The sequence below is a fragment of the Mesorhizobium kamtschaticum genome, from assembly GCF_056174585.1.
The window spans coordinates 4,120,210-4,143,011 of sequence record NZ_CM149691.1; the positions used below are offsets into that span (position 1 = coordinate 4,120,210).

General features: G+C 62.6%; 21 protein-coding genes and 2 pseudogenes. 20 read left to right on the forward strand and 3 right to left on the reverse strand.

Annotated features, from left to right (window positions below):
• Positions 1 to 8: 8 nt before the first annotated feature.
• Positions 9 to 1,208: a winged helix-turn-helix domain-containing protein gene (locus AC0V7N_RS20330; RefSeq protein ID WP_475450228.1), complete on the reverse strand. Its 1,200-nt coding sequence runs from the start codon at positions 1,206 to 1,208 to the stop codon at positions 9 to 11.
• Between the two features lie 333 nt (positions 1,209 to 1,541).
• On the opposite strand from AC0V7N_RS20330, the gene AC0V7N_RS20335 reads away from it, so the two are divergent.
• The 5 genes from AC0V7N_RS20335 to AC0V7N_RS20355 all read left to right on the forward strand — a co-directional run bounded on the left by AC0V7N_RS20335 (position 1,542) and on the right by AC0V7N_RS20355 (position 4,755).
• The gene (locus tag AC0V7N_RS20335) at positions 1,542 to 1,907 is read left to right on the forward strand and encodes an NADH-quinone oxidoreductase subunit A (protein ID WP_010910112.1); all 366 of its coding nucleotides are present in this window, start codon (positions 1,542 to 1,544) and stop codon (positions 1,905 to 1,907) included.
• On the forward strand, positions 1,898 to 2,479 hold the full coding sequence (locus AC0V7N_RS20340; protein WP_023720749.1) for a NuoB/complex I 20 kDa subunit family protein: 582 nt from the start codon (positions 1,898 to 1,900) through the stop codon (positions 2,477 to 2,479). Before AC0V7N_RS20335 ends, AC0V7N_RS20340 begins: the two co-directional genes overlap by 10 nt.
• Positions 2,480 to 2,483: 4 nt before the next feature.
• Complete coding sequence (locus tag AC0V7N_RS20345; protein ID WP_475450229.1) at positions 2,484 to 3,086, forward strand: NADH-quinone oxidoreductase subunit C; 603 nt, start codon at positions 2,484 to 2,486, stop codon at positions 3,084 to 3,086.
• 34 nt (positions 3,087 to 3,120) lie between these two features.
• Positions 3,121 to 3,498, forward strand: coding sequence for a four helix bundle protein (locus AC0V7N_RS20350; protein WP_496627212.1), 378 nt, complete (start codon positions 3,121 to 3,123; stop codon positions 3,496 to 3,498).
• A gap of 66 nt (positions 3,499 to 3,564) precedes the next feature.
• Complete coding sequence (locus tag AC0V7N_RS20355; RefSeq protein ID WP_095204095.1) at positions 3,565 to 4,755, forward strand: NADH-quinone oxidoreductase subunit D; 1,191 nt, start codon at positions 3,565 to 3,567, stop codon at positions 4,753 to 4,755.
• A 98-nt stretch (positions 4,756 to 4,853) separates the two neighbouring features.
• Here AC0V7N_RS20355 and AC0V7N_RS20360 read toward each other — a convergent pair whose 3' ends face one another.
• Entirely contained in the window at positions 4,854 to 5,120 is a 267-nt protein-coding gene (locus AC0V7N_RS20360; RefSeq protein ID WP_475450230.1) for a hypothetical protein, read from the reverse strand.
• Between the two features lie 60 nt (positions 5,121 to 5,180).
• Between AC0V7N_RS20360 and AC0V7N_RS20365 the strand changes: the two genes are divergently transcribed.
• From AC0V7N_RS20365 to AC0V7N_RS20425, 13 genes and pseudogenes are all read left to right on the forward strand, one after another.
• Positions 5,181 to 6,488: an NADH-quinone oxidoreductase subunit E gene (locus tag AC0V7N_RS20365; protein ID WP_475450231.1), complete on the forward strand. Its 1,308-nt coding sequence runs from the start codon at positions 5,181 to 5,183 to the stop codon at positions 6,486 to 6,488.
• A 10-nt stretch (positions 6,489 to 6,498) separates the two neighbouring features.
• Positions 6,499 to 7,803 (forward strand): NADH-quinone oxidoreductase subunit NuoF, encoded by a 1,305-nt coding sequence (gene nuoF / locus AC0V7N_RS20370; protein WP_475450232.1) that lies wholly within the window; start codon positions 6,499 to 6,501, stop codon positions 7,801 to 7,803.
• An 80-nt stretch (positions 7,804 to 7,883) separates the two neighbouring features.
• Entirely contained in the window at positions 7,884 to 8,579 is a 696-nt protein-coding gene (locus tag AC0V7N_RS20375; RefSeq protein WP_475450233.1) for a helix-hairpin-helix domain-containing protein, read from the forward strand.
• 74 nt (positions 8,580 to 8,653) lie between these two features.
• A pseudogene (nuoG, locus tag AC0V7N_RS20380) lies at positions 8,654 to 10,734 on the forward strand (NADH-quinone oxidoreductase subunit NuoG).
• Between the two features lie 2 nt (positions 10,735 to 10,736).
• Entirely contained in the window at positions 10,737 to 11,780 is a 1,044-nt protein-coding gene (gene nuoH, locus AC0V7N_RS20385) for an NADH-quinone oxidoreductase subunit NuoH (protein WP_172227648.1), read from the forward strand.
• Positions 11,780 to 12,271 (forward strand): NADH-quinone oxidoreductase subunit NuoI, encoded by a 492-nt coding sequence (gene nuoI, locus AC0V7N_RS20390; RefSeq protein WP_023812382.1) that lies wholly within the window; start codon positions 11,780 to 11,782, stop codon positions 12,269 to 12,271. Before nuoH ends, nuoI begins: the two co-directional genes overlap by 1 nt.
• A gap of 237 nt (positions 12,272 to 12,508) precedes the next feature.
• The gene (locus AC0V7N_RS20395; protein ID WP_496627213.1) at positions 12,509 to 13,159 is read left to right on the forward strand and encodes an NADH-quinone oxidoreductase subunit J; all 651 of its coding nucleotides are present in this window, start codon (positions 12,509 to 12,511) and stop codon (positions 13,157 to 13,159) included.
• Positions 13,132 to 13,440: an NADH-quinone oxidoreductase subunit NuoK gene (gene nuoK, locus AC0V7N_RS20400; RefSeq protein WP_202307073.1), complete on the forward strand. Its 309-nt coding sequence runs from the start codon at positions 13,132 to 13,134 to the stop codon at positions 13,438 to 13,440. Before AC0V7N_RS20395 ends, nuoK begins: the two co-directional genes overlap by 28 nt.
• Positions 13,441 to 13,450: 10 nt before the next feature.
• Entirely contained in the window at positions 13,451 to 15,424 is a 1,974-nt protein-coding gene (gene nuoL, locus AC0V7N_RS20405; RefSeq protein ID WP_475450235.1) for an NADH-quinone oxidoreductase subunit L, read from the forward strand.
• On the forward strand, positions 15,424 to 16,929 hold the full coding sequence (locus AC0V7N_RS20410; RefSeq protein WP_475450236.1) for an NADH-quinone oxidoreductase subunit M: 1,506 nt from the start codon (positions 15,424 to 15,426) through the stop codon (positions 16,927 to 16,929). Before nuoL ends, AC0V7N_RS20410 begins: the two co-directional genes overlap by 1 nt.
• Before the next feature lie 18 nt (positions 16,930 to 16,947).
• Entirely contained in the window at positions 16,948 to 18,384 is a 1,437-nt protein-coding gene (gene nuoN / locus AC0V7N_RS20415) for an NADH-quinone oxidoreductase subunit NuoN (protein WP_475450237.1), read from the forward strand.
• A gap of 5 nt (positions 18,385 to 18,389) precedes the next feature.
• Entirely contained in the window at positions 18,390 to 19,211 is an 822-nt protein-coding gene (locus AC0V7N_RS20420; RefSeq protein WP_475450238.1) for a biotin--[acetyl-CoA-carboxylase] ligase, read from the forward strand.
• A gap of 134 nt (positions 19,212 to 19,345) precedes the next feature.
• Entirely contained in the window at positions 19,346 to 21,016 is a 1,671-nt protein-coding gene (locus AC0V7N_RS20425) for a ribonuclease J (RefSeq protein WP_475450239.1), read from the forward strand.
• 16 nt (positions 21,017 to 21,032) lie between these two features.
• Here AC0V7N_RS20425 and AC0V7N_RS20430 read toward each other — a convergent pair whose 3' ends face one another.
• Positions 21,033 to 21,827 (reverse strand): MBL fold metallo-hydrolase, encoded by a 795-nt coding sequence (locus AC0V7N_RS20430; protein WP_475450240.1) that lies wholly within the window; start codon positions 21,825 to 21,827, stop codon positions 21,033 to 21,035.
• A 226-nt stretch (positions 21,828 to 22,053) separates the two neighbouring features.
• Here AC0V7N_RS20430 and mce point away from each other — a divergent pair, with 226 nt between their 5' ends.
• Positions 22,054 to 22,458, forward strand: coding sequence for a methylmalonyl-CoA epimerase (gene mce, locus AC0V7N_RS20435; RefSeq protein ID WP_475450241.1), 405 nt, complete (start codon positions 22,054 to 22,056; stop codon positions 22,456 to 22,458).
• A pseudogene (locus AC0V7N_RS20440) lies at positions 22,455 to 22,738 on the forward strand (DUF1467 family protein). The gene mce and the pseudogene AC0V7N_RS20440 overlap by 4 nt, the downstream one beginning before the upstream one ends.
• Positions 22,739 to 22,802: the final 64 nt, after the last annotated feature.

Genomic DNA, 22,802 nt, shown 5'->3' on the forward strand with positions numbered 1-22,802 from the left:
ACGCGGGCTTACGACATGGCGATGTCGACCAGCGCCGGCCCCAGACCGCCGGCCGGCGTCACGTCCATGCGTTCGAGGCCGAGCCAGCCCTGCATCTGCTTCAATTCCTCGAAGAGTTGAGCGGCCGTTTCGGGCGGCGCGCCGGGCTCGGGGTAGGCCGCGTGCACGCGCAGGACGCTGGCCGGCCGGTCGGCCTTGAGATCGACGCGCGCCACGATCCTGTCGCCGAGCAGGAAGGGCAGGACATAATAGCCGTACTGCCGCTTTTCGGCCGGCGTGTAGATCTCGATGCGGTAGTGGAAATCGAACAGCCGCTCCGAGCGCGAGCGTTCGAAGACCACCGGATCGAAAGGCGCCAGCAAGGCGCGCGCCTCGATTTTTCGGGGCAAACGGGCATCCCTGTGAAGGTAAGCCGGCTTATCCCAGCCCTCGACACGCACCGGCACCAGTTCGCCGGTCTCGACCAGTTCCTCCAGCCGGCCCTTCATGTCGGCGGGCGACAGGCGGAAATAGTCGCGCAGATCGCCTCCGGTCGCCACGCCGTGGGCGCGGGCGGAAATGCGCAGCAATTCGCGGTGCGCGTCCTCGGCGGCCGGCACCGGCAGATCGAGGATCGCCTGCGGCAGCACGCGCTCCGGCACGTCGTAGAAGCGTTCGAAGCCACGGCGGTGCGCGGTGGTGATGCGTCCGGCCCAGAACAGCCATTCAAAGGCATGCTTGGCGTGGCTCCAGCCCCACCAGCCGCCCGAACCCTTCTGGCCTTCCAGTGCTGAAGCAGCGATCGGGCCGCGCGCGACGACCTCGCGGTAGATCTCTTCTATATAGGCGGCGTGCTCGCGGCCCCATTTGGCCAGCCCCAGATACATCTCGTCGCCTTGCTCGGCGCGCTGCATGCGCCAGCGCATCAGCGGATAGGTCTCGACCGGCAGGAAGGACGCCTCATGCGCCCAGTATTCGAAGACGGTGCGCTTGCGCGTGACGGCGGCATTGTCGAGCAAGGTGAGCGGGTAGGGGCCAAGACGCGAATAGAGCGGCATATAATGCGCGCGCACCACGGCGCTGACGGAATCGATCTGCAGCAGGCCGGTGCGGGAGAGCACGCGGGCGAGGTGGCGGCGATCAGGTGTGCCATTTGGGCGCGGATCGAGAAATCCTTGAGCGGCGAGCGCAATGCGCCGGGCGGTGGCAAGCGAGATCTTTTCCTTCATTCGGATGCGACTCTTATGGCTCGTTGACCATCATGCAGACGGGTGATTCCAGCCCATGCTAGCAGGGTTTTGGCGGCAACCCTGTCAGGAGAGAAAAGTGGAGTAAAAAGCGAAGGAAATCAAACAGGAGCGGATCGGACCAGTTTCTTCGGATATGCCGTCCAGGTCAGAGTTTTGAACAAGGTTTGACTTGCTTCGCTGGAAGTGCTGCGCTAACCCTCGCCGCGTTGCAGCATAGGCCCCTTAAAACGGTTCAGCGGTTAAACTGTCACGCTTCCGCATTAAGGTCCGGTGCTGTAATCAAAGTGGATTGGCGCCAACGGAAACCGCTGCATGAACGCACTCCTCAGTTCGTACCTGCCCATCGTCCTGTTCATCGGCGTGGCTCTGGTCGTCGGCCTGGCGCTGCTGGCCGCACCGTTCCTGGTGGCCTACCGCAATCCCGATCCCGAAAAGCTTTCCGCCTACGAGTGCGGTTTCAACTCGTTCGACGACGCCCGCATGAAATTCGACATCCGCTTCTATCTGGTGTCGATTCTGTTCATCATCTTCGACCTCGAAGTGGCCTTCCTGTTTCCCTGGGCCGTATCCTTCTCGAAGATCGGCATGCTCGGTTTCTGGTCGATGATGGTGTTTTTGGCAGTGTTGACCATCGGCTTTGCCTATGAATGGAAAAAAGGAGCGCTGGAATGGGATTGAACGACAGTTCAGGTACCCTCGTCGCGCCGAAGCCCAAGGGCCTCATCGATCCCAACACCGGCAGGCCGGTGGGGGAGGACGATCCCTTCTTCCTCGAAATCAACAACGAGCTTGCCGACAAGGGCTTTCTGGTCACCTCGACCGAGGCGCTGATCACCTGGGCACGCAGCGGCTCGCTGATGTTCATGACCTTTGGTCTGGCGTGCTGCGCTGTCGAGATGATCCACACCTCGATGCCGCGCTATGACTCGGAGCGCTTCGGCGTCGCGCCGCGCGCCTCTCCGCGCCAGTCCGACATCATGATCGTCGCCGGCACGCTGACCAACAAGATGGCGCCGGCGCTGCGCAAGGTCTACGACCAGATGCCGGAGCCGCGCTACGTCATCTCGATGGGCTCCTGCGCCAATGGCGGTGGCTACTACCACTATTCCTATTCGGTGGTGCGCGGCTGCGACCGCATCGTGCCGGTCGATATCTATGTGCCCGGCTGCCCGCCGAGCGCCGAAGCTTTGCTCTACGGCATTCTTCTCCTGCAGAAGAAAATCCGCCGCACCGGCACGATCGAACGGTAAATCCATGGCCGCATCCCTTAGCGAACTGTCGACCTATCTCGGCGAAAAGCTGATCGGCCGCGTCACTGACGCTGATATCGCCTATGGCGAGCTCACCGTTCATGCCGAACCACGCGATCTGGTCGAGGTGATGACTTTCCTGCGCGACGATGCGCGCTGCCAGTTCATCTCGATCATCGATGTCTGCGGCGCCGATTATCCGTCGCGCGCCAAGCGCTTCGACGTCGTCTACCACCTGCTTTCGCCGAAACAGAATGTGCGCATCCGCGTCAAGGTTCTGGCCGATGAGGAGACAATGGTGCCGTCGATAACCGGCGTTTTTCCCGGTGCCGACTGGTTCGAGCGCGAGACCTACGATCTCTATGGCGTGCTGTTCTCGGGCCATCCCGATCTGCGCCGCCTGCTGACCGATTACGGCTTCGAAGGCCATCCGCTGCGCAAGGATTTCCCGCTGACCGGCTTCGTCGAAGTGCGCTACGACGACGAAGCCAAGCGCGTCATCTACGAGCCTGTGGAATTGAAGCAGGAATTCCGCAATTTCGATTTTCTCTCGCCGTGGGAAGGGACGGATTACGTGCTGCCCGGGGACGAAAAAGCCAAACAGTGAGTAGGGAAGTAGTCAGTAGTCAGTAGGGAAAGAGTTGGAGCAACGGATCGAATCTTATCGTGACTTGAAGGTGTGGCAATCGGCGATGACGCTCGCTGAAGATTGTTATCGCTTCACCAAAGAGTTTCCGAAGGATGAGATTTACGGCATGACCTCTCAGATACGGCGATCGGCGGTTTCGATCGCGGCGAATATCGCGGAGGGATACGGTCGGGAAAACAGAGGGTCGTTCGTTCAATTTTTGCGCATGTCGCAAGGCTCGTTGAAGGAACTGGAAACGCACATACTGCTGGCATGCCGGGTAGGCTTGCTACGAAAAGACAATGAGATTGAACTGCTCCTGCGATGCGAAGAGATTGGAAAAATGATGAGATCTCTTATCCGAACGGTGCAGGCCAAGCAGGCGGAATGAAGCAGGCATTGAGATTGATGATCACTACTCACTACTCACTACTGACTCATCGTCAGAGGCGCCAGAATGGCTGAAACCTCCGTCCGCAATTTCAACATCAATTTCGGGCCGCAACACCCCGCGGCGCATGGCGTTTTGCGCCTCGTGCTGGAGCTGGACGGCGAAGTTGTCGATCGCGTCGATCCGCATATCGGACTTTTGCATCGCGGCACGGAAAAGCTGATCGAGGCAAAAACCTATCTGCAGGCTGTGCCTTATCTCGACCGGCTCGATTATTGCGCGCCGATGAACCAGGAGCATGCCTTCGCGCTCGCCGCCGAGCGCCTGCTCGGCATCGAGGTGCCGAGGCGCGGCCAGCTGATCCGCGTGCTCTATTGCGAAATCGGCCGCATCATGTCGCACATCCTCAATGTGACGACGCAGGCGATGGACGTCGGTGCGCTGACGCCGCCGCTGTGGGGCTTCGTCGAGCGCGAAAAGCTGATGGTGTTCTATGAGCGCGCCTCCGGTTCGCGCATGCATGCCGCCTATTTCCGCCCCGGTGGCGTCCACCAGGATCTGCCGCGCCAGTTGGTCGAGGACATCGGCAAGTGGATCGATCCGTTCCTGAAGTCGATCGATGACCTCGACCGTCTGCTGACCGGCAACCGCATCTTCAAGCAGCGCAATGTCGATATCGGCATTGTTTCGCTGGCCGATGCCTGGGCCTGGGGTTTTTCCGGCGTCATGGTGCGCGGTTCGGGCGCGCCCTGGGACCTGCGCAAGTCGCAGCCCTATGAATGCTATTCGGAAATGGACTTCGACATCCCGATCGGCAAGAACGGCGACTGCTACGACCGTTATCTCGTGCGCATGGAAGAAATGCGCCAGTCGGCGCGGATCATGCGCCAGTGCGTCGACCTGCTGCTCGGCAAGGAAAGCACCGGCCCGGTGTCGAACCTCGACGGCAAGGTGGTGCCGCCGAAGCGCCAGGCGATGAAGCGTTCGATGGAAGCGCTGATCCATCACTTCAAGCTCTACACCGAGGGCTACCGGGTGCCGGCCGGCGAGGTCTATGCGGCCGTCGAAGCGCCAAAGGGTGAATTCGGCGTCTATCTCGTCTCCGACGGCTCCAACAAGCCGTACCGCTGCAAGCTGCGTGCGCCGGGTTTCGCGCATCTGCAAGCGATGGATTTCCTCTGCCGCGGCCACATGCTGGCCGACGTCACCGCCGTTCTCGGCTCCCTCGACATCGTGTTTGGTGAGGTCGATCGGTGATGATGGGAGTGGCGCGACCATCAAGAGCGTTTCTGGCAGCGGCGTGTTTTGCTGCGTCAGCCGAGGCGTCGTTTGCGGGATCCGAAGGGGGGCTCTCATCAGCTGACCTTCTGAAAGAAGGGTTCAAGCTCGTCGCCGAAGGCGATCTGCTGACGGTCCGCGAAATTGGTGGCTATCAGCTTTTGGACGCCGGGATATTTGTACACGGCCCGCCGCGCGAAGATTGCAATCGAAATGATATTTTCGTTGCGGAAGTGCCCAGCCAGCCTCGACCTCGCTGCGGAAGTATCTGGTGGAATGACCGTTACGACGAGTTTATCCGTCTGAAGCGTGGGAATGAAGAGTTCGTATGCGTGCTGGGACAATCAGAGGATTGCTACCGCACTTATAGATCAGCTCAGTAAGAAACGTAGAAGCGATACTCCATGTCAGTCCGCCGTCTCGCAGAAGCCAGTGTCCAGCCAGCCTCCTTCGCCTTCAACCGGGCGAATGCGGCAGCGGCGAAGCAATGGATCAAGAAGTATCCGAAAGGCCGCGAGCAGTCGGCGATCATCCCCTTGCTGATGATCGCGCAGGAGCAGGAAGGCTGGGTCACCAAGGCGGCGGTCGAGACGATTTCGGACATGCTCGGCATGCCGCGTATCCGCGGGCTCGAGGTCGCGACCTTCTACACTCAGTATCAGTTGAACCCCGTTGGTACCCGCGCGCATATCCAGGTCTGCGGCACCACGCCCTGCATGCTGCGCGGTTCGGAAGCGCTGATGGATGTCTGCCGCTCGAAAATCCACCACGACCAGTTCCACACCAACGACAAGGGCACCTTGTCGTGGGAAGAGGTCGAGTGCCTCGGCGCCTGCGTCAACGCACCGATGGTGATGGTCTTCAAGGATACGTTCGAGGATCTGACGCCGGAACGGCTGGCCGAAATCATCGATCTCTATGACGCGGGCAAGGGTGCCTCGGTGGCGCCGGGGCCGCAGAATGGCCGCACCGGCTCGGAGCCGGCCTCCGGCCTGACGACGCTGAAGAGTGAAAAGGCGATCCTAAAGTCGACGCGTGACAAGGAAGCCAAGGCGGCGACCAAGGCCGCCCAGAATGCGGTGCCGACCGCTGCCGCCACTCCGGCCGCAGCCGCACCGGCTGCTCCGGCGGCGCAAGCGCCGGCCGGCACTCCTGTCGCGCCGTCCAATGCCAGCAAGCCTAAGACCGATGCACCTGAAACCAGCCCGGCGTTGAAGACGCCTTCGGCGACCAAGGTGGCGCCGGCGGCGGAGAAGGCGGCGAGCGTTTCGGCACCGCTGCATTCGGCCGCCAACGCCAACACGGCAGCGCCGGAAGTCGAGAAGGTCGCCAAACAGCGCAATGGGCCGACGGCCAAGGCCGAACCGGCCGCTGCCTTCAAGGCACCGGAAACCAAGGTGCCAGCGGCAAAACCGGCAAAACCGTCGCTGGAGGACAAGAATCGTCCGGCCGGTATCGACAGGCCGGCCGCGGTCGACGATCTCAAGCTGATCTCCGGCGTCGGCCCGAAGATCGAGGGCATCCTGCATACGCTTGGTATTTTCACCTTCGCGCAGGTTGCTTCCTGGAAGAAGGCCGAGCGCGATTGGGTGGACGGCTATCTCTCCTTCCACGGCCGCATCGACCGCGACGACTGGGTCAAGCAGGCCAAGGCGCTCGCCAAGGGCGGCGTCGCCGAATACATCCGCGTTTTCGGCAAGAAGCCGGTCTGAGGGACGAAAAATGCTTCAGGACAAAGACCGCATCTTCACCAACATCTACGGCCTCTTCGACAAGTCGCTGGCCGGCGCGATGGCGCGCGGCGCCTGGGACAATACGCCCGGCCTCGTCGCCAAGGGGCGCGACTGGATCGTCAACGAGATGAAGGCGTCGGGCCTGCGCGGCCGCGGCGGCGCCGGCTTCCCGACCGGTCTCAAATGGTCGTTCATGCCCAAGCAGAGCGACGGCCGGCCGAGCTACCTCGTCATCAACGCCGACGAATCCGAGCCCGGCACCTGCAAGGACCGCGACATCCTGCGCAACGACCCGCACACGCTGGTCGAGGGCGCGTTGCTCGCCGGCTTCGCCATGGGCGCGATTGCGGCCTACATCTATGTGCGCGGCGAGTTCATCCGCGAGCGCGAGGCGCTGCAGCGCGCGATCGAGGAGGCCTATGAGGCCAAGCTGATCGGCAAGAACAACACGTCCGGCTACGATTTCGACATCTACATGCATCACGGCGCCGGCGCCTATATCTGCGGCGAGGAGACGGCGCTTCTCGAAAGCCTCGAAGGCAAGAAGGGCCAGCCCAGGCTGAAGCCGCCATTCCCGGCCAATGTCGGCTTGTACGGTTGTCCGACAACGGTCAACAATGTCGAGTCGATCGCAGTGGCGCCGACCATCCTGCGCCGGGGCGCGGCGTGGTTCTCGTCCTTCGGCCGGCCCAACAATGTCGGCACCAAGCTGTTCTGCATCTCCGGCCACGTCAACAATCCGTGCACCGTCGAAGAGGCGATGTCGATCCCGTTCCGCGAGCTGATCGAAACGCATTGCGGCGGCATTCGCGGCGGCTGGGACAATCTGCTGGCAGTCATTCCCGGCGGCGCCTCGGTGCCGCTGGTGCCGGCCGAGCAGATCATCGACACGCCGATGGATTTCGACGCTTTGCGCGACTTGAAGTCCGGCCTCGGTACGGCCGCCGTCATCGTCATGGACAAGTCGACCGATGTCGTGAAGGCGATTGCCCGGTTGTCCTACTTCTACAAGCATGAGAGCTGCGGCCAGTGCACGCCGTGCCGCGAAGGCACCGGCTGGATGTGGCGGGTGATGGAGCGGCTGGTGCGCGGCGAGGCGCAGAAGCGCGAGATCGACATGCTGCTCGACGTCACCAAGCAGATCGAGGGCCACACGATCTGCGCGCTGGGCGACGCGGCGGCATGGCCGATCCAGGGCCTGATGCGGCATTTCCGCAGCGAGGTGGAGCGCCGCATCGACGAGTTTTCGCGCAACGCGCACCGGGCCGAACCGGTGATGGTGGCGGCGGAATAGATGAATTTGTGACTGCGGGCGAAAGCCCGAAGCGAGACTAGCGGGGCGGGGCGAACGAAGAAACGACCAGGAGAACTTCTATGGCGCCGTATTCGACACCCTACTCAATGATGCCCAATTTGGACCAGCTCGAGAAGATGAACCAGGACCTGACCAGGATGATGCCGAAGGAGATGGCCAGCGCCGTCAACCTTTTCGTGCACCCTGTCGCGGGTGCGGCGGCGATGTCGGCGCTTGGCATCGGCCTCGCCAACCATGCGTTCGGCGTCTGGCTGGGCGCGCTTTCGGGAGCCGCCGAGGCATCGCAGCGCCTCATGCAGCCGCTGATCGAGGAATTCGAGGCGCGTGTCGAGCAGTTCGAGGACGCGACCTCGTCGTCCACCAAGGCGCGGGCGACGGCGAAGACCATGATTGCCGAGGCGCAGTCCTTCGCGCAGGAAGTCACCGACATCGCCGCCAAGGAAGCCGCCATCACGGCACCGGCGGTGAATGTGGCTCCGGCAACGAGCGAGGCCGCCGATGTGCTGCTGCCCGAGGATTTCAGGCAGCCCAAGGCCATGGACAAGCCGGCGAAGCCGTCGGACCTCAAGGCGATTTCGGGTATCGGCCCGAAGCTGGAGAAGGTGCTGAACGGGCTCGGTATCTGGACATTTGCCCAGATCGCCGCCTGGTCGCCCCAGGAGATTGCCTGGGTCGACGACTATCTGTCGTTCAACGGCCGCATCGGCCGTGACGGCTGGACTGCCCAGGCGGCGGTGCTGGCCGCGAAGAAGTGAATGAAATGTCGGGCGCTGCGTCTGCCGCGCCCGGGAAATGAGATTGCGGGAAATCCGCAGGGGTTTGAAGCGAAATGGCAAAGCTCAAGGTCGACGGGAAAGAGATCACTGTACCCGACCACTACACGCTGCTGCAGGCGGCGGAAGACGCGGGCGCGGAAGTGCCGCGCTTCTGCTTCCATGAGCGGCTGTCGATCGCCGGCAATTGCCGTATGTGCCTGATCGAGGTGAAGGGTGGGCCGCCCAAGCCGCAGGCTTCCTGCGCCATGGGCGTGCGCGACCTGCGTCCCGGCCCGAACGGCGAGCCGCCGGAAATCTTCACCAACACGCCGATGGTCAAGAAGGCCCGCGAAGGCGTGATGGAATTCCTGCTGATCAACCATCCGCTTGACTGCCCGATCTGCGACCAGGGCGGCGAATGCGACCTGCAGGACCAGGCGATGGCCTTCGGCGTCGATTCTTCGCGCTATCACGAGAACAAGCGCGCGGTCGAAGACAATATATCGGCCCGCTGGTCAAGACGGTGATGAACCGCTGCATCCATTGCACGCGCTGCGTCCGCTTCACCACGGAAGTCGCCGGCATTTCCGAGCTTGGCCTGATCGGCCGTGGCGAGGATGCCGAGATCACCACCTATCTCGAAAGCGCGATGACTTCGGAATTGCAGGGCAATGTGATCGATCTCTGCCCCGTCGGTGCGCTGACCTCCAAGCCCTTCGCCTTCCAGGCGCGGCCGTGGGAGCTGACCAAGACCGAATCCATCGACGTGATGGACGCGGTCGGCTCGGCGATCCGCGTCGACAGCCGTGGCCGCGAAGTGATGCGCATCCTGCCGCGCGTCAACGAGGCCGTGAACGAGGAGTGGATCTCCGACAAGACCCGCTTCATCTGGGACGGGCTGCGCACGCAGCGCCTCGATCGCCCCTATGTGCGCAAGGACGGCAAGCTGGTTCCGGCAAGCTGGGCCGAGGCGTTCGCCGCGATCAAGGACGCGGTGTCCAAGGCCGCACCCGAGAAGATCGGCGCCATTGCCGGCGATCTCGCCGCGGTGGAAGAAATCTACGCGCTGAAGCTTTTGATGGCTTCGCTCGGTTCGAAGAACACCGACTGCCGCCAGGATGGCGCAGCGCTTGATCCGGCACTCGGCCGGGCCAGCTACATCTTCAATCCGACCATCGAAGGCATCGAGCAGGCCGACGCGGTGCTGATCATCGGCGCCAACCCGCGCTATGAAGCCTCGGTGCTCAACGCCCGCATCCGCAAGCGCTGGCGGGTCGGCAATCTGCCGGTCGGCGTCATCGGCGATGTCGGCGATACGCGCTACGAGTACGAATTGCTGGGCGCCGGACCGGATTCGCTGAAGGATCTGGCCGACGGCAATGGCAAGTTCTTCCAGACGCTGAAGAAGGCGACGCATCCGCTGATCATTGTCGGCCAGGGCGCGCTGTCTCGTGCCGATGGCGCGGCCGTGCTCGGCCAGGCGGCGAAGCTCGCTGCTTCTGTCAACGCGGCGCGAGCGGACTGGAATGGCTTTGCCGTGCTGCACAATGCGGCGGCCAGAGTCGGCGGCCTCGATCTCGGCTTCGTGCCGGGCGAGGGCGGCATGGATGTCGCCGGCATGCTGGGCGAGACGGACGTGCTGTTCCTGCTCGGCGCCGACGAGATCGACATGGGCAAGACCGGCGGCGCCTTCGTCGTCTATATCGGTACCCATGGCGACCAGGGCGCGCATCGCGCCAACGTCATCCTGCCGGCGGCCGCCTACACCGAAAAGTCGGCCACCTATGTCAACACCGAAGGCCGTGTGCAGCAGACCAACCGCGCCGGCTTCGCACCGGGCGATGCCCGCGAAGACTGGGCGATCCTGAGAGCGCTGTCGGACGTGCTGGGCAAGAAACTGCCGTTCGATTCGCTGCCGCAGCTGCGTGCGAAACTCTATGGCGAGTATCCGCACCTGGCCCGCATCGATCAGGTCGCGGCCGGCAATGCCGAGGATATCGCCAAGGTGGCGAAGCTCGGCGGGCGGCTGAACAAGGGTACATTCACCTCGCCGGTCAAGGATTTCTACCTGACCAACCCGATCGCGCGGGCGTCCGCCGTGATGGCGGAATGCTCGGCACTGGCCAAGAGCGGCTTCAAGCAGGCGGCGGAATAAGCATGGACACCTTCTTCTCCTTCTACGTGCTGCCGGCGCTGCTGATCCTCTTGAAGTCAGTCGTGCTGATCGTCGTGCTGCTGGTCTTCGTCGCCTACATCCTCTACGCCGATCGCAAGATCTGGGCGGCGGTGCAGCTGCGTCGTGGTCCGAACGTCGTCGGCCCGTGGGGCACGCTGCAGGCCTTCGCTGATCTGTTGAAATTCGTCTTCAAGGAGCCGGTGATCCCGTCCGGCGCCAACAAGGGCGTGTTCCTGCTGGCGCCGCTGGTGTCGGCGGTGCTGGCGATCTCGGCGTGGGCGGTCATTCCGGTCAATCAGGGCTGGGCGATCGCCAACGTCAATGTCGGCATCCTCTATGTCTTCGCCATCTCCTCGCTCGAGGTCTATGGCGTGATCATGGGCGGCTGGGCGTCCAACTCGAAATACCCCTTCCTCGGCGCGCTGCGTTCGGCGGCCCAGATGGTGTCCTACGAAGTCTCGATCGGCTTCGTCATCGTCACCGTGCTGCTCACCGCCGGCTCGCTCAACCTCACCGATATCGTGCTGTCGCAACATGACGGGATCGGCACGCGGCTTGGCCTGCCCAACACCTTCCTCGACTGGAACTGGCTGGCGCTGTTCCCGATGTTCATCATCTTCTTCATCTCGGCGCTGGCCGAGACGAACCGGCCGCCCTTCGACCTGGTCGAGGCCGAATCGGAGCTGGTCGCCGGCCACATGGTCGAATATTCGTCGACGCCGTTCCTGCTGTTCTTCCTCGGCGAATATGTCGCCATCGTCCTGATGTGCGCGCTGGCCACCATCCTGTTCCTCGGCGGCTGGCTGCCGCCCTTCGACTTCGCGCCCTTCACCTGGGTGCCCGGCGTCATCTGGTTCGTGCTGAAGGTCTGCTTCGTGTTCTTCGGCATCTCGATGGTGAAGGCCTTCGTGCCGCGCTACCGCTACGACCAGCTGATGCGGCTCGGCTGGAAAGTGTTCCTGCCGATCTCGCTGTTCATGGTGGTTGCCACCGCAGCCTTCCTCAAGATCACGGGGTTTGCGTGATGTCCGCTCTTTCCCAGGCCGCAAAATCGCTGCTGCTGCAGGATTTCGTCAGCGCCTTCTTCCTGTCGATGCGCCAGTTCTTCGCGCCGAAGGAGACGATCAACTATCCGCACGAGAAGGGGCCGACCAGCCCGCGCTTCCGTGGCGAGCATGCTTTGCGCCGCTATCCCAATGGCGAGGAACGCTGCATCGCCTGCAAATTGTGCGAGGCGATCTGCCCGGCGCAGGCCATCACCATCGAGGCCGGCCCGCGCCGCAATGACGGCACGCGCCGCACGGTGCGTTATGACATCGACATGGTGAAGTGCATCTATTGCGGCTTCTGCCAGGAAGCCTGCCCGGTCGACGCCATCGTCGAGGGGCCGAATTTCGAGTTCGCGACGGAGACGCGCGAGGAACTCTACTACGACAAGGACAAGCTGTTGGCGAATGGCGACCGGTGGGAGCGCGAACTGGCGCGCAACATCTCGCTGGACTCGCCCTACCGCTGATATTTGACGCATGGACGGGGCGAGGGGCCTCGTCCAGAGGATGATCCCGAAAAGTTGCAGACTTTTCGGACCAGATCATCCTCCGGAATGAAAGAGTGTCGCATGTTTCTTTCGATCGGGTCTTTCAACCCGATCGGAACATGCGATAGGAACACGCAACTTGCCGACCGGAGGCGGTCGCAAAAAATCGAACCCGGCGCGAGCGCCATGTTCGAACAGGAACCCGGGGGAACCCCAATGCTGAGTGGACTAGAGGCGGCCTTTTTCTACCTCTTCGCCTTTGTCGCCGTGGCGTCGGCGTTCATGGTCATTTCGTCGCGCAACCCCGTGCATTCGGTGCTGTTCCTGATCCTGACCTTCTTCAACGCCGCCGGCCTGTTCATGCTGACCGGCGCCGAGTTCCTGGCGATGATCCTGCTCGTCGTCTATGTCGGCGCGGTGATGGTGCTGTTCCTGTTCGTCGTCATGATGCTCGACGTCGATTTCGCCGAGCTGAAGAGCGGCGCCCTGCAATATGCGCCGATCGGTGCGCTGGTCGGGCTGATCCTGGCGGCGGAGCTGATCGTGGTTCTCGGCGGCTACACCTTCGCGCCGAAGCTGGCCGCGACGGTCTCGAAGCCTATACCCGATCTCGCCGCGCGCTCGAACACGGCCGCGCTCGGCGACATCCTCTATACCGACTACCTCTACTACTTCCAGATTTCGGGCCTCATCCTGCTGGTTGCCATGATCGGCGCCATCGTGCTGACGCTGCGCCACAAGGAAGGGGTCAAGCGGCAGTCGATCGCAGCCCAGGTCGGCCGCACGCCGGCGACAGGCATGGAAATCCGCAAGGTCAAGTCGGGCGAAGGAGTTCTGAGATGGTCGTCGGCATCGCACATTATCTGACCGTATCGGCTGTTCTGTTCACGCTCGGCGTGTTCGGCATCTTCCTGAACCGCAAGAACGTCATCGTCATCCTGATGTCGATCGAGCTGATCCTGCTTGCGGTCAACATCAATTTCGTCGCCTTTTCGGCGGCGCTCGGCGATCTGGTCGGCCAGGTGTTCGCACTGTTCGTGCTGACGGTCGCGGCGGCCGAGGCGGCCATCGGACTTGCCATTCTCGTCGTCTTCTTCCGCAACCGCGGCTCGATCGCGGTCGAAGACGTGAACATGATGAAGGGTTGACGGAACCACCATGTATCAGGCCATCGTCTTCCTTCCACTGCTCGGCTTCCTGATCGTCGGCCTGTTCGGCACGTCGCTCGGCGCCAAGGCATCCGAATACATCACCTCGGGTTTCCTGGTGATTTCGGCGGTGCTGTCGTGGGTTGCCTTCTTCAGCGTCGGTTTCGGCCATGGCGAGGTGTTCGTCGTGCCGGTGCTGCGCTGGATCCAGTCCGGCGGGCTCGAAGCATCCTGGGCGCTGCGCATCGACACGCTGACGGTGGTGATGCTGGTGGTGGTCAACACCGTGTCGGCGCTGGTCCACATCTATTCGATCGGCTACATGCACCACGATCCGAACCGGCCGCGCTTCTTCGCCTATCTGTCGCTGTTCACCTTCGCCATGCTGATGCTGGTGACGGCCGACAATCTGGTGCAGATGTTCTTCGGCTGGGAAGGGGTGGGCCTCGCCTCCTATCTGCTGATCGGCTTCTGGTACAAGAAGCCGTCGGCCAATGCCGCCGCCATCAAAGCCTTCGTCGTCAACCGCGTCGGCGATTTCGGCTTCGCGCTCGGCATCTTCGGCTTGTTCGTGCTGTTCGGCTCGGTCAATCTCGGCACCATCTTCGCCAACGCAGCAACGTTCATCCCGGCTGAAGGCGCGCCGCAAGGTGCGGCGGTGCTGACCTTCCTCGGCCATGCGCTGGACAAGCAGACGGCGATGACCGTCGTCTGCCTGCTGCTGTTCATGGGCGCCATGGGCAAGTCGGCGCAGGTGCCGCTGCACACCTGGCTGCCGGACGCCATGGAAGGCCCTACGCCTGTCTCGGCACTCATCCATGCCGCCACCATGGTGACGGCCGGCGTGTTCATGCTGGCGCGGCTGTCGCCGTTGTTCGAACTGTCGCATTCGGCACTGACGGTGGTCACCTTCATCGGCGCCTTCACCGCCTTCTTCGCGGCGACGGTCGGTCTCGTCCAGAACGACATCAAGCGCGTCATCGCCTATTCGACCTGCTCGCAGCTCGGCTACATGTTCGTGGCGCTCGGCGTCGGCGCCTATGGCGCGGCGATCTTCCATCTGTTCACGCACGCCTTCTTCAAGGCCTTGCTGTTCCTTGGTTCGGGCTCGGTCATCCATGCCGTCTCCGACGAGCAGGACATGCGCAAGATGGGCGGCCTGCGGAAGCTGATCCCGACCACCTACTGGATGATGGTGATCGGCACGCTGGCGCTGACCGGCGTCGGCATTCCGGTGACGGTCATCGGCACCGCCGGCTTCTTCTCCAAGGACGCGATCATCGAGAGCGCCTTTGCCGGACATAACTCGGTCGCTGGCTTTGCCTTCATCCTGCTGGTCATCGCCGCCTGCTTCACCTCCTTCTATTCCTGGCGGCTGATCTTCATGACCTTCCACGGCAAGCCGCGGGCGAGCCATGAGGTGATGCACCATGTGCATGAATCGCCGCCGGTGATGCTGGTGCCGCTGTTCATCCTGGCCGCCGGGGCGCTGTTTGCGGGCATCATCTTCCACAATTCCTTTATCGGCGAAGGCTATGCCGAGTTCTGGAAGGCGTCACTGTTCACGCTGCCAAACAATCACATCCTGCACGACATCGAAGAACTGCCGCTGTGGGTCGAGCTGTCGCCCTTCATCGCCATGCTGATCGGCTTCGCGCTGGCCTGGAAGTTCTACATCCGCTCGCCGGAAATGCCGGTGAACCTGGCGAAGCAGAATCGCGGGCTCTACGCCTTCCTGCTCAACAAGTGGTATTTCGACGAGCTTTACGACTTCCTGTTCGTGCGGCCCGCCAAGCGCCTCGGCCATTTCCTGTGGAAGACCGGTGACGGCACCATCATCGACGGCCTCGGGCCGGATGGCATTTCGGCGCGCGTCGTCGATGTCACCAACCGCGTCGTCAAGTTGCAGACCGGCTACCTCTACCATTATGCCTTCGCCATGCTGATCGGCGTTGCCGCACTCGTCACCTGGATGATGCTCTGATGACCGCCTGGCCAATCCTCTCGCTGGTCACCTTCCTGCCGCTGGTTGGTGTGCTGCTGATCCTGTTCATCAATGATGACAGCGAAAACGCACGCCGCAACATCCGCGCCATCGCGCTGTTGACGACGACGTTCACCTTCATCATCTCGCTGTCCATCTGGACCGGCTTCGACAATTCGCAGGCCGGCTTCCAGTTTGTCGAGAAATTCGCCTGGCTCGACTCCGGCATTTCCTACCATATGGGTGTCGACGGCATTTCCATGCTGTTCGTCATCCTGACGACCTTCCTGATGCCGCTCTGCATCCTGGCGTCGTGGGAATCGATCGAGAAGCGCGTCAAGGCCTACATGATCGCCTTCCTGCTGCTCGAGACGCTGATGATCGGCGTGTTCTGCGCGCTGGATATCGTGCTGTTCTACGTCTTCTTCGAAGCCGGTCTGATCCCGATGTTCATCATCATCGGCGTGTGGGGCGGCAAGCGGCGCGTCTACGCCTCGTTCAAGTTCTTCCTCTATACGCTCGCCGGCTCGGTGCTGATGCTGCTTGCCATCATGGCGATGTTCTACCAGTCCGGCACGACTGACATCCCGACGCTGTTGACCCACCAATTCCCGGCCAACATGCAGACATGGCTATGGCTGGCCTTCTTCGCCTCCTTCGCGGTGAAGATGCCGATGTGGCCGGTGCACACCTGGTTGCCGGACGCGCACGTCGAGGCGCCGACGGCCGGTTCGGTGATCCTTGCCGCCATCCTTCTGAAAATGGGCGGGTACGGCTTCCTGCGCTTCTCCTTGCCGATGTTCCCGTTGGCATCCGAAATGTTCGCGCCGCTGGTCTTCACGCTGTCGGTCGTCGCCATCATCTACACCTCGCTGGTGGCGTTGATGCAGGAGGACATGAAGAAGCTGATCGCCTATTCGTCGGTCGCCCATATGGGCTTCGTCACGATGGGCATCTTCGCCATGAACCAGGAAGGCGTGCAGGGCGCGATCTTCCAGATGCTCAGCCATGGCCTCGTCTCGGGCGCGCTGTTCCTGTGCGTGGGCGTCATCTATGACCGCATGCACACGCGTGAGATCGCCGCCTATGGCGGGCTGGTCAACAACATGCCGAAATACGCCACCGTGTTCATGGTCTTCACCATGGCCAATGTCGGCCTGCCGGGTACATCAGGCTTCGTCGGCGAATTCCTGACCATGCTCGGCGTGTTCCGGGTCAACACCTGGGTGGCGTTCTTTGCGGCCACCGGCGTCATCCTGTCGGCGGCCTACGCGCTCTGGCTCTATCGCCGGGTGATCTTCGGTGCGCTGACCAAGGACAGCCTGAAGGGCCTGCTCGACCTGTCGCCACGCGAGAAGTTCATCATCTACCCGCTGGTCGTGCTGGTCATCTTCTTCGGCGTCTATCCCGCTCCCGTCTTCGACGCGACGGCCCAATCGGTCAAGTCGCTCGTCACCAATGTCACCGCATCCATCGGCGCCGCGCAGACCGCGGCGGCGAACTGACCAGAGGTTTTGCGAACCATGACGCCGGACCTTCTCTCCAGCCTGTCGCTCTCGACGCCCGAGCTGATCCTTGCCATCGGCGCGCTCGCGCTGCTGATGGTCGGCGCCTATTCACGCGCCAACACCGCCAACTTTGTCACGGGCCTTGCGGTGGCCGTGCTGGTGATCGCCGGTTTCTGGCTGATCTTCCAGACCGGGCAGGGCAGTGCCTATGGCAACGCCTTCATCCAGGATTCGTTCTCCCACTTCATGAAAGTGCTGGCACTGGTCGGCTCGGCGGTGACGCTGATCATGTCGATGCGCTTCGCCAAGGCGGAGCGTTTCGACAAGTTCGAATATCCGGTGCTGATCCTGCTGTGCACGCTCGGCATGATGCTGATGATCTCGGCCAACAGCATGATCGGGCTCTATCTCGGCCTCGAACTGCAATCGCTGGCGATCTATGTGCTGTGCGCGATCAACCGCGACAATCTGCGTTCGACCGAGGCCGGCCTGAAGTATTTCGTCCTCGGCGCGCTGTCGTCGGGCATGCTGCTTTACGGCATCAGCCTGGTCTACGGCTACACCGGCAACACCGGCTTCCAGGAAATCGCCTCGGCACTTGGCAGCGGCGAGCGCCAGCTTGGCCTGGTTTTCGGCCTGGTCTTCGTGCTGGCCGGACTTGCCTTCAAGATCTCAGCTGTGCCGTTCCATATGTGGACGCCCGACGTCTATGAAGGCGCGCCGACCCCGGTGACGGCCTTTCTGGCGGCCGCGCCCAAGATGGCGGCGATGGCGCTGATCGTGCGCGTCACCATGGGCGCGTTCAAGCCGATCGCCGCCGACTGGCAGCAGATCATCGTCTTCATCTCGATCGCCTCGATGGCGCTCGGCGCCTTCGCCGCGATCGGCCAGACCAACATCAAGCGGCTGATGGCGTATTCCTCGATCGGCCATATGGGCTACGCGCTGGTCGGCCTTGCTGCCAACAGCCAGGCCGGTGTGCGCGGTGTTGCCATCTACATGCTGATCTATCTGGTGATGACGCTCGGCACCTTCGCCTTCATCCTCGCCATGCGGCGCAAGGAAGGCAATGTCGAGCAGATCAGCGACCTGGCCGGGCTGTCGTCGACCAATCCGATCATGGCGACGATCCTGACCATCCTGATGTTCTCGCTGGCCGGCATTCCGCCGCTCGCCGGCTTCTGGGGAAAATGGTACGTCTTCCTCGCCGCCATCAACGCACATCTCTACGCGCTGGCGATCATCGGCGTGCTGGCCTCGGTGGTGGGCGCCTATTATTATCTGCGCATCATCAAGATCATGTGGTTCGACGAACCGGTCGGCGGCTTCGTGCCGATGGCCAGCGAACTGCGTGTCGTGCTCGGCGTCAGCGGCGCCTTCGTGCTGTTCTATGTGCTGATCGGCGGTCCGATCGGCACCTATGCCGAAGCCGCCGCCAAGACATTTTTCTAGACGGGATGGCATTTCGGCTGGCCCCAACCTCGGCGTCGGAAGGGTTCCGGCTCGAGGCCCATGACAGCGTCGGCTCCACCAATACGGTGGCGCTGGACCACGCAAGGGCAGGCGACCCGGGCAGGCTGTGGGTCGTTTCCAAGAAGCAGGAAAGCGGGCGTGGCCGGCGTGGCCGTGCCTGGGTCTCGCCCGAAGGCAATCTGGCCGCGACCTTGCTCGTCATCACCGGCGGCGAGCTTCGTCTTGCCGCGACGCTGGGTTTCGTTGCCGGCCTGTCGCTAGCCGATGCACTCGACGCCGTGGTTCCGAAAGGCCGCATCGCCATTGGCCTCGATGGCGCGAGCCAGGGGCATAACCGCTTCGAGCTGAAATGGCCGAACGACGTGCTTGCTTCCGGTGCGAAGCTCGCCGGCATCCTGCTGGAGTCGGCGATATTGGACGGTGGCCGCTTCGCGGTCGCCGTCGGCATCGGCGTCAATGTGGTGGCGCATCCGCCGGATTTGCCGTATCCCGCGACATCGCTGCAGGCACTGGGCGCGACATGCGACGCGGAAACGCTGTTCCTGGCGTTGTCGGATGCCTGGAGCGAGAATGCCCGCCTGTGGGATGAAGGGCGCGGCCTAGCCGCCGTCAGGCGGCGCTGGCTGGCGCGCGCGGCGGGGCTTGGCGGCGAGGTTGCTGTCAGAATTGACGGTAATGTGGTGCGTGGGGTGTTCGAGACCATTGACGAAGACTGTCGTTTCGTGATCCGCGACGATGAGGGGTCTGTTGTGACGATCGCAGCCGGCGACGTGCATTTCGGCGCGGTGGCGTCCGCCCGGGTTTAGAGCGGTTCATTGTTCGATATGAACAATGACGGCTATAACTGTTTGTTTCTGCGCAATTCCTGTGGGAAAGCCGTTACACGCTTTTCCTGGAATTGCTTCAACGGCTTGGCCTGAGGGCCAGGAAGGAAAAAATCATGGCGAAAGCCGAAAACGCTGAACTCGTCTTCGTGCCGCTTGGCGGCGTCGGCGAGATCGGCATGAACTTCGCCCTTTATGGCTACGGTCCGCCCAGCGCGCGCGAGTGGATCGTCATCGATGTCGGCGTCACCTTCCCGGATGCCAGTCTGCCCGGCGTCGACCTGGTGCTGCCCGACACGCGCTTCATCGAGGAAAACCTCGCCAATCTGCGCGGCATCATCATCACCCACGCGCATGAGGACCATTATGGCGCGCTGCTCGACACCTGGCCGAAGCTGAAGGCGCCAGTCTGGATGACACCGTTCAGCGCCGGGCTGCTGGACGCCAAGCGGCAGGGCGAGCAGGGCGCACCGAAGATTCCGGTGACGATCTACCGGGCCGGCGAAAAATTCACGGTCGGCCCGTTCGAGATCGAGGCCATTCCCGTCGCGCATTCCATTCCCGAACCAATGTCGCTGGCCATCACCACGCCGGCCGGCACGGTCATCCATACCGGTGACTGGAAGATCGATCCGGAACCGACGATCGGGCCCAAGACCGACGAGGCGCGTTTCCGGGCCTATGGCGACAAGGGCGTGCTGGCGCTGATCTGCGATTCGACCAATGCGCTGCGCGAAGGCGAATCGCCTTCGGAAGTCGCCGTCGGCGAGGGCCTGAAGGGCGTCATCCAGAGTGCTGTCGGCCGCGTCGCCGTCACCACCTTCTCCTCCAATGTCGGGCGCATCGTCTCCATCGCGAGAGCGGCACGCGATGCCGGCCGCCAGTGCCTGGTGCTGGGACGCTCGCTGAAGCGCGTTATCGATGTCGCCGACGAACTCGGCTATATGGACGGCTTGCCGGAGTTCATCGCCGAGGAAGATTTCGGCTTCATCCCGCGCGAAAACCTGGTGATCATCTGTACCGGCAGCCAGGGCGAGCCGCTGGCCGCGCTGGCCAAACTGTCGCGCGACGAGATGAAATCAGTGTCGCTGACAGCAGGCGACACGGTGGTGTTTTCCTCGCGCACCATCCCCGGCAATGAGAAGGCGATCCTCGAGATCAAGAACCGTCTCATCGATCTCGGCGTCAAGATCATCGAGGACGGCGATGCGCTGGTGCATGTCTCCGGCCATCCCCGCCGCAGCGAATTGCGCAAGATGTATGAATGGGTGCGCCCGCAGATCGGCGTTCCCGTGCATGGCGAGGCGGCGCATCTGGTGGCACAGGGCTCGCTGATGTCGACCTCCGGCATCGGCCAGGTGGCGCAGGTGCGCGACGGTGACATGCTGCGGCTTGCTCCCGGACCGGCCACGATCATCGACCAGGTGCCGTTCGGCCGCATCTACAAGGACGGCAGGCTGATCGGCACCGACCAGGCGATGGGCATTCGCGACCGGCGCAAATTGTCCTTTGCCGGCCATGTCGCGGTCAATGTCGTGCTCGACGACAAGTATGAACTGGCTGGCGATCCCGACCTGGTCGCCATCGGCGTTGCCGAAGCCGATGCCAGCGGCGAGACGCTGGAAGATTTGATGATCGATGCGGCCGTCGGCGCGGTGGATTCGATCCCCCGCCAGCGGCGAAAGGACCTCGACCTGGTTCAGGAAGCGGTACGGCGCGCGGTGCGCGGCGCCGCCAACGAAGCCTGGGGCAAGAAACCGCTGGTGACGGTATTCGTTACACGGTGAGGACGGCAGTGGTTCGCTACAAGTTCAGCTGATAGCTGACCGGAAGCCAGCGAAAAAAACCGTTCGCCGATTCGATGTAGCCCAGGCCTGGAAATGGCATGTGATGGCCGGCGACCAGCAGGCGCTGTTCCGCGGCCATTTTCAGCAGGCGCTTGCGGGTCTCGACGGCCTGCTCTTTGTGGTCATCGAAGTCGGCATGCCACTCCGGATGCTGGATGGACACGACATAGTGCAGGAAGGCGTCCGACCAGATCAGCAATCGCTGGCCGCCGCTTTCGACGAGAAATGCCAGCAGGCCGGGGGAATGACCTGACGCGTCGATGGCGGTAATGCCCGGCAGCACCTCATCTCCAGGCGCTATGAATGTTGCCCGGTCGGCCAGCCCGGTGCAAATCTGTCTGAACAGATCACGGTTGGCCAATCTGGCCTCGCGAACCGCTGTTCCCTCGGTCCAGAAGGCGAACTCCGCGGCGCCGAATACATAGCGTGCCCGGCTGAAAACGGGTTCGCCATTTCTGACGAGCCCGCCGATGTGATCCGGGTGGCCGTGCGTGATGACCACCACGTCGATATCTTCAGGCCCGAGCCCAAGGTCTTGCAAACAGTCCAGGAGTGAACTGCCTTCATCTCCGCATCCGGTGTCGAACAGGATCTTTTGGGAACCGGTGTCGATCAGCGTCGGGATGAAACAATGTTCGTACCGATCCGGGTCGATGAAGTTCGAGACCGCGAGTTCGAGCACCGCGCTTGGCGGCTGTCCGGCTGCAAAGGCCGATGCAAGGTTGTCGCGAACATCGACGGCGTCGAGCAAGGTGGCAATCTTGAATGACCCGAGATCGAAGGTGAAAACGCGGGCGCGGGCAGGGCGGATGTAAGACATTGCCGTTTGTACTTTGCGGTTGCCGGTCGGAACAGCCTCGATCGTGATTTGGGAGAGTGTTCACCAAAGTGCGACAGTGCGCGCCTCGTGAATGGCTGTTGATCTCGGCCGATTTGACGTATGACGCCAGCCATTGGACAGAGGAGAGAGCTCGGACATGCTCGGACGGCTGAACCATGTCGCGGTTGCGGTGCCGGACCTGGCTGCTGCCGTTGCTGCTTACCGCAACACGCTGGGCGCCGAAGTGACGGAGCCGCAGGCTTTGCCGGAGCATGGTGTCACGGTTGTGTTCGTGAATGTCGGCAACACCAAGATCGAATTGCTGGAGCCCTTGGGCGAGGGCTCGCCGATTGCCGCGTTCCTGGCGAAGAGCCCGTCCGGCGGCATGCATCATCTCTGCTACGAGGTCGACGACATCCTGGCCGCGCGCGATCAGCTCAAGGCCGCCGGCGCCCGCGTGCTGGGCGACGGCAACCCGAAGACCGGCGCGCATGGCAAGCCGGTGCTGTTCCTGCATCCGAAGGATTTCTTCGGCACGCTGATCGAACTGGAGCAATCATGAGCTGGGTTTCGTTCACCGCCCTGTTTTTGCGACCTGGTGGGTGGTGCTGTTCGCCGTGCTGCCGTTCAGCGTCCGCACACAAGACGACGATCACGACGTGACGCTGGGTACGGTTCCAAGCGCGCCGCGCGGGCCGCATATGCTGCGCGCCGTGATCCGCACCACCATCGCCACGGCGATCCTGATGGGCATTTTCTATGGCCTGACGCACGGGCTGGGATACAGTCTCAACGACATCCCGCACATCGTGCCGGATTTCGGCCAGACCCCGGCAAAATAGATCTCCCCGAGAGGGCGCTCCGACTATATCGGAGCGCTGCGGAGGCGGGTCGAGCGGCGGCATG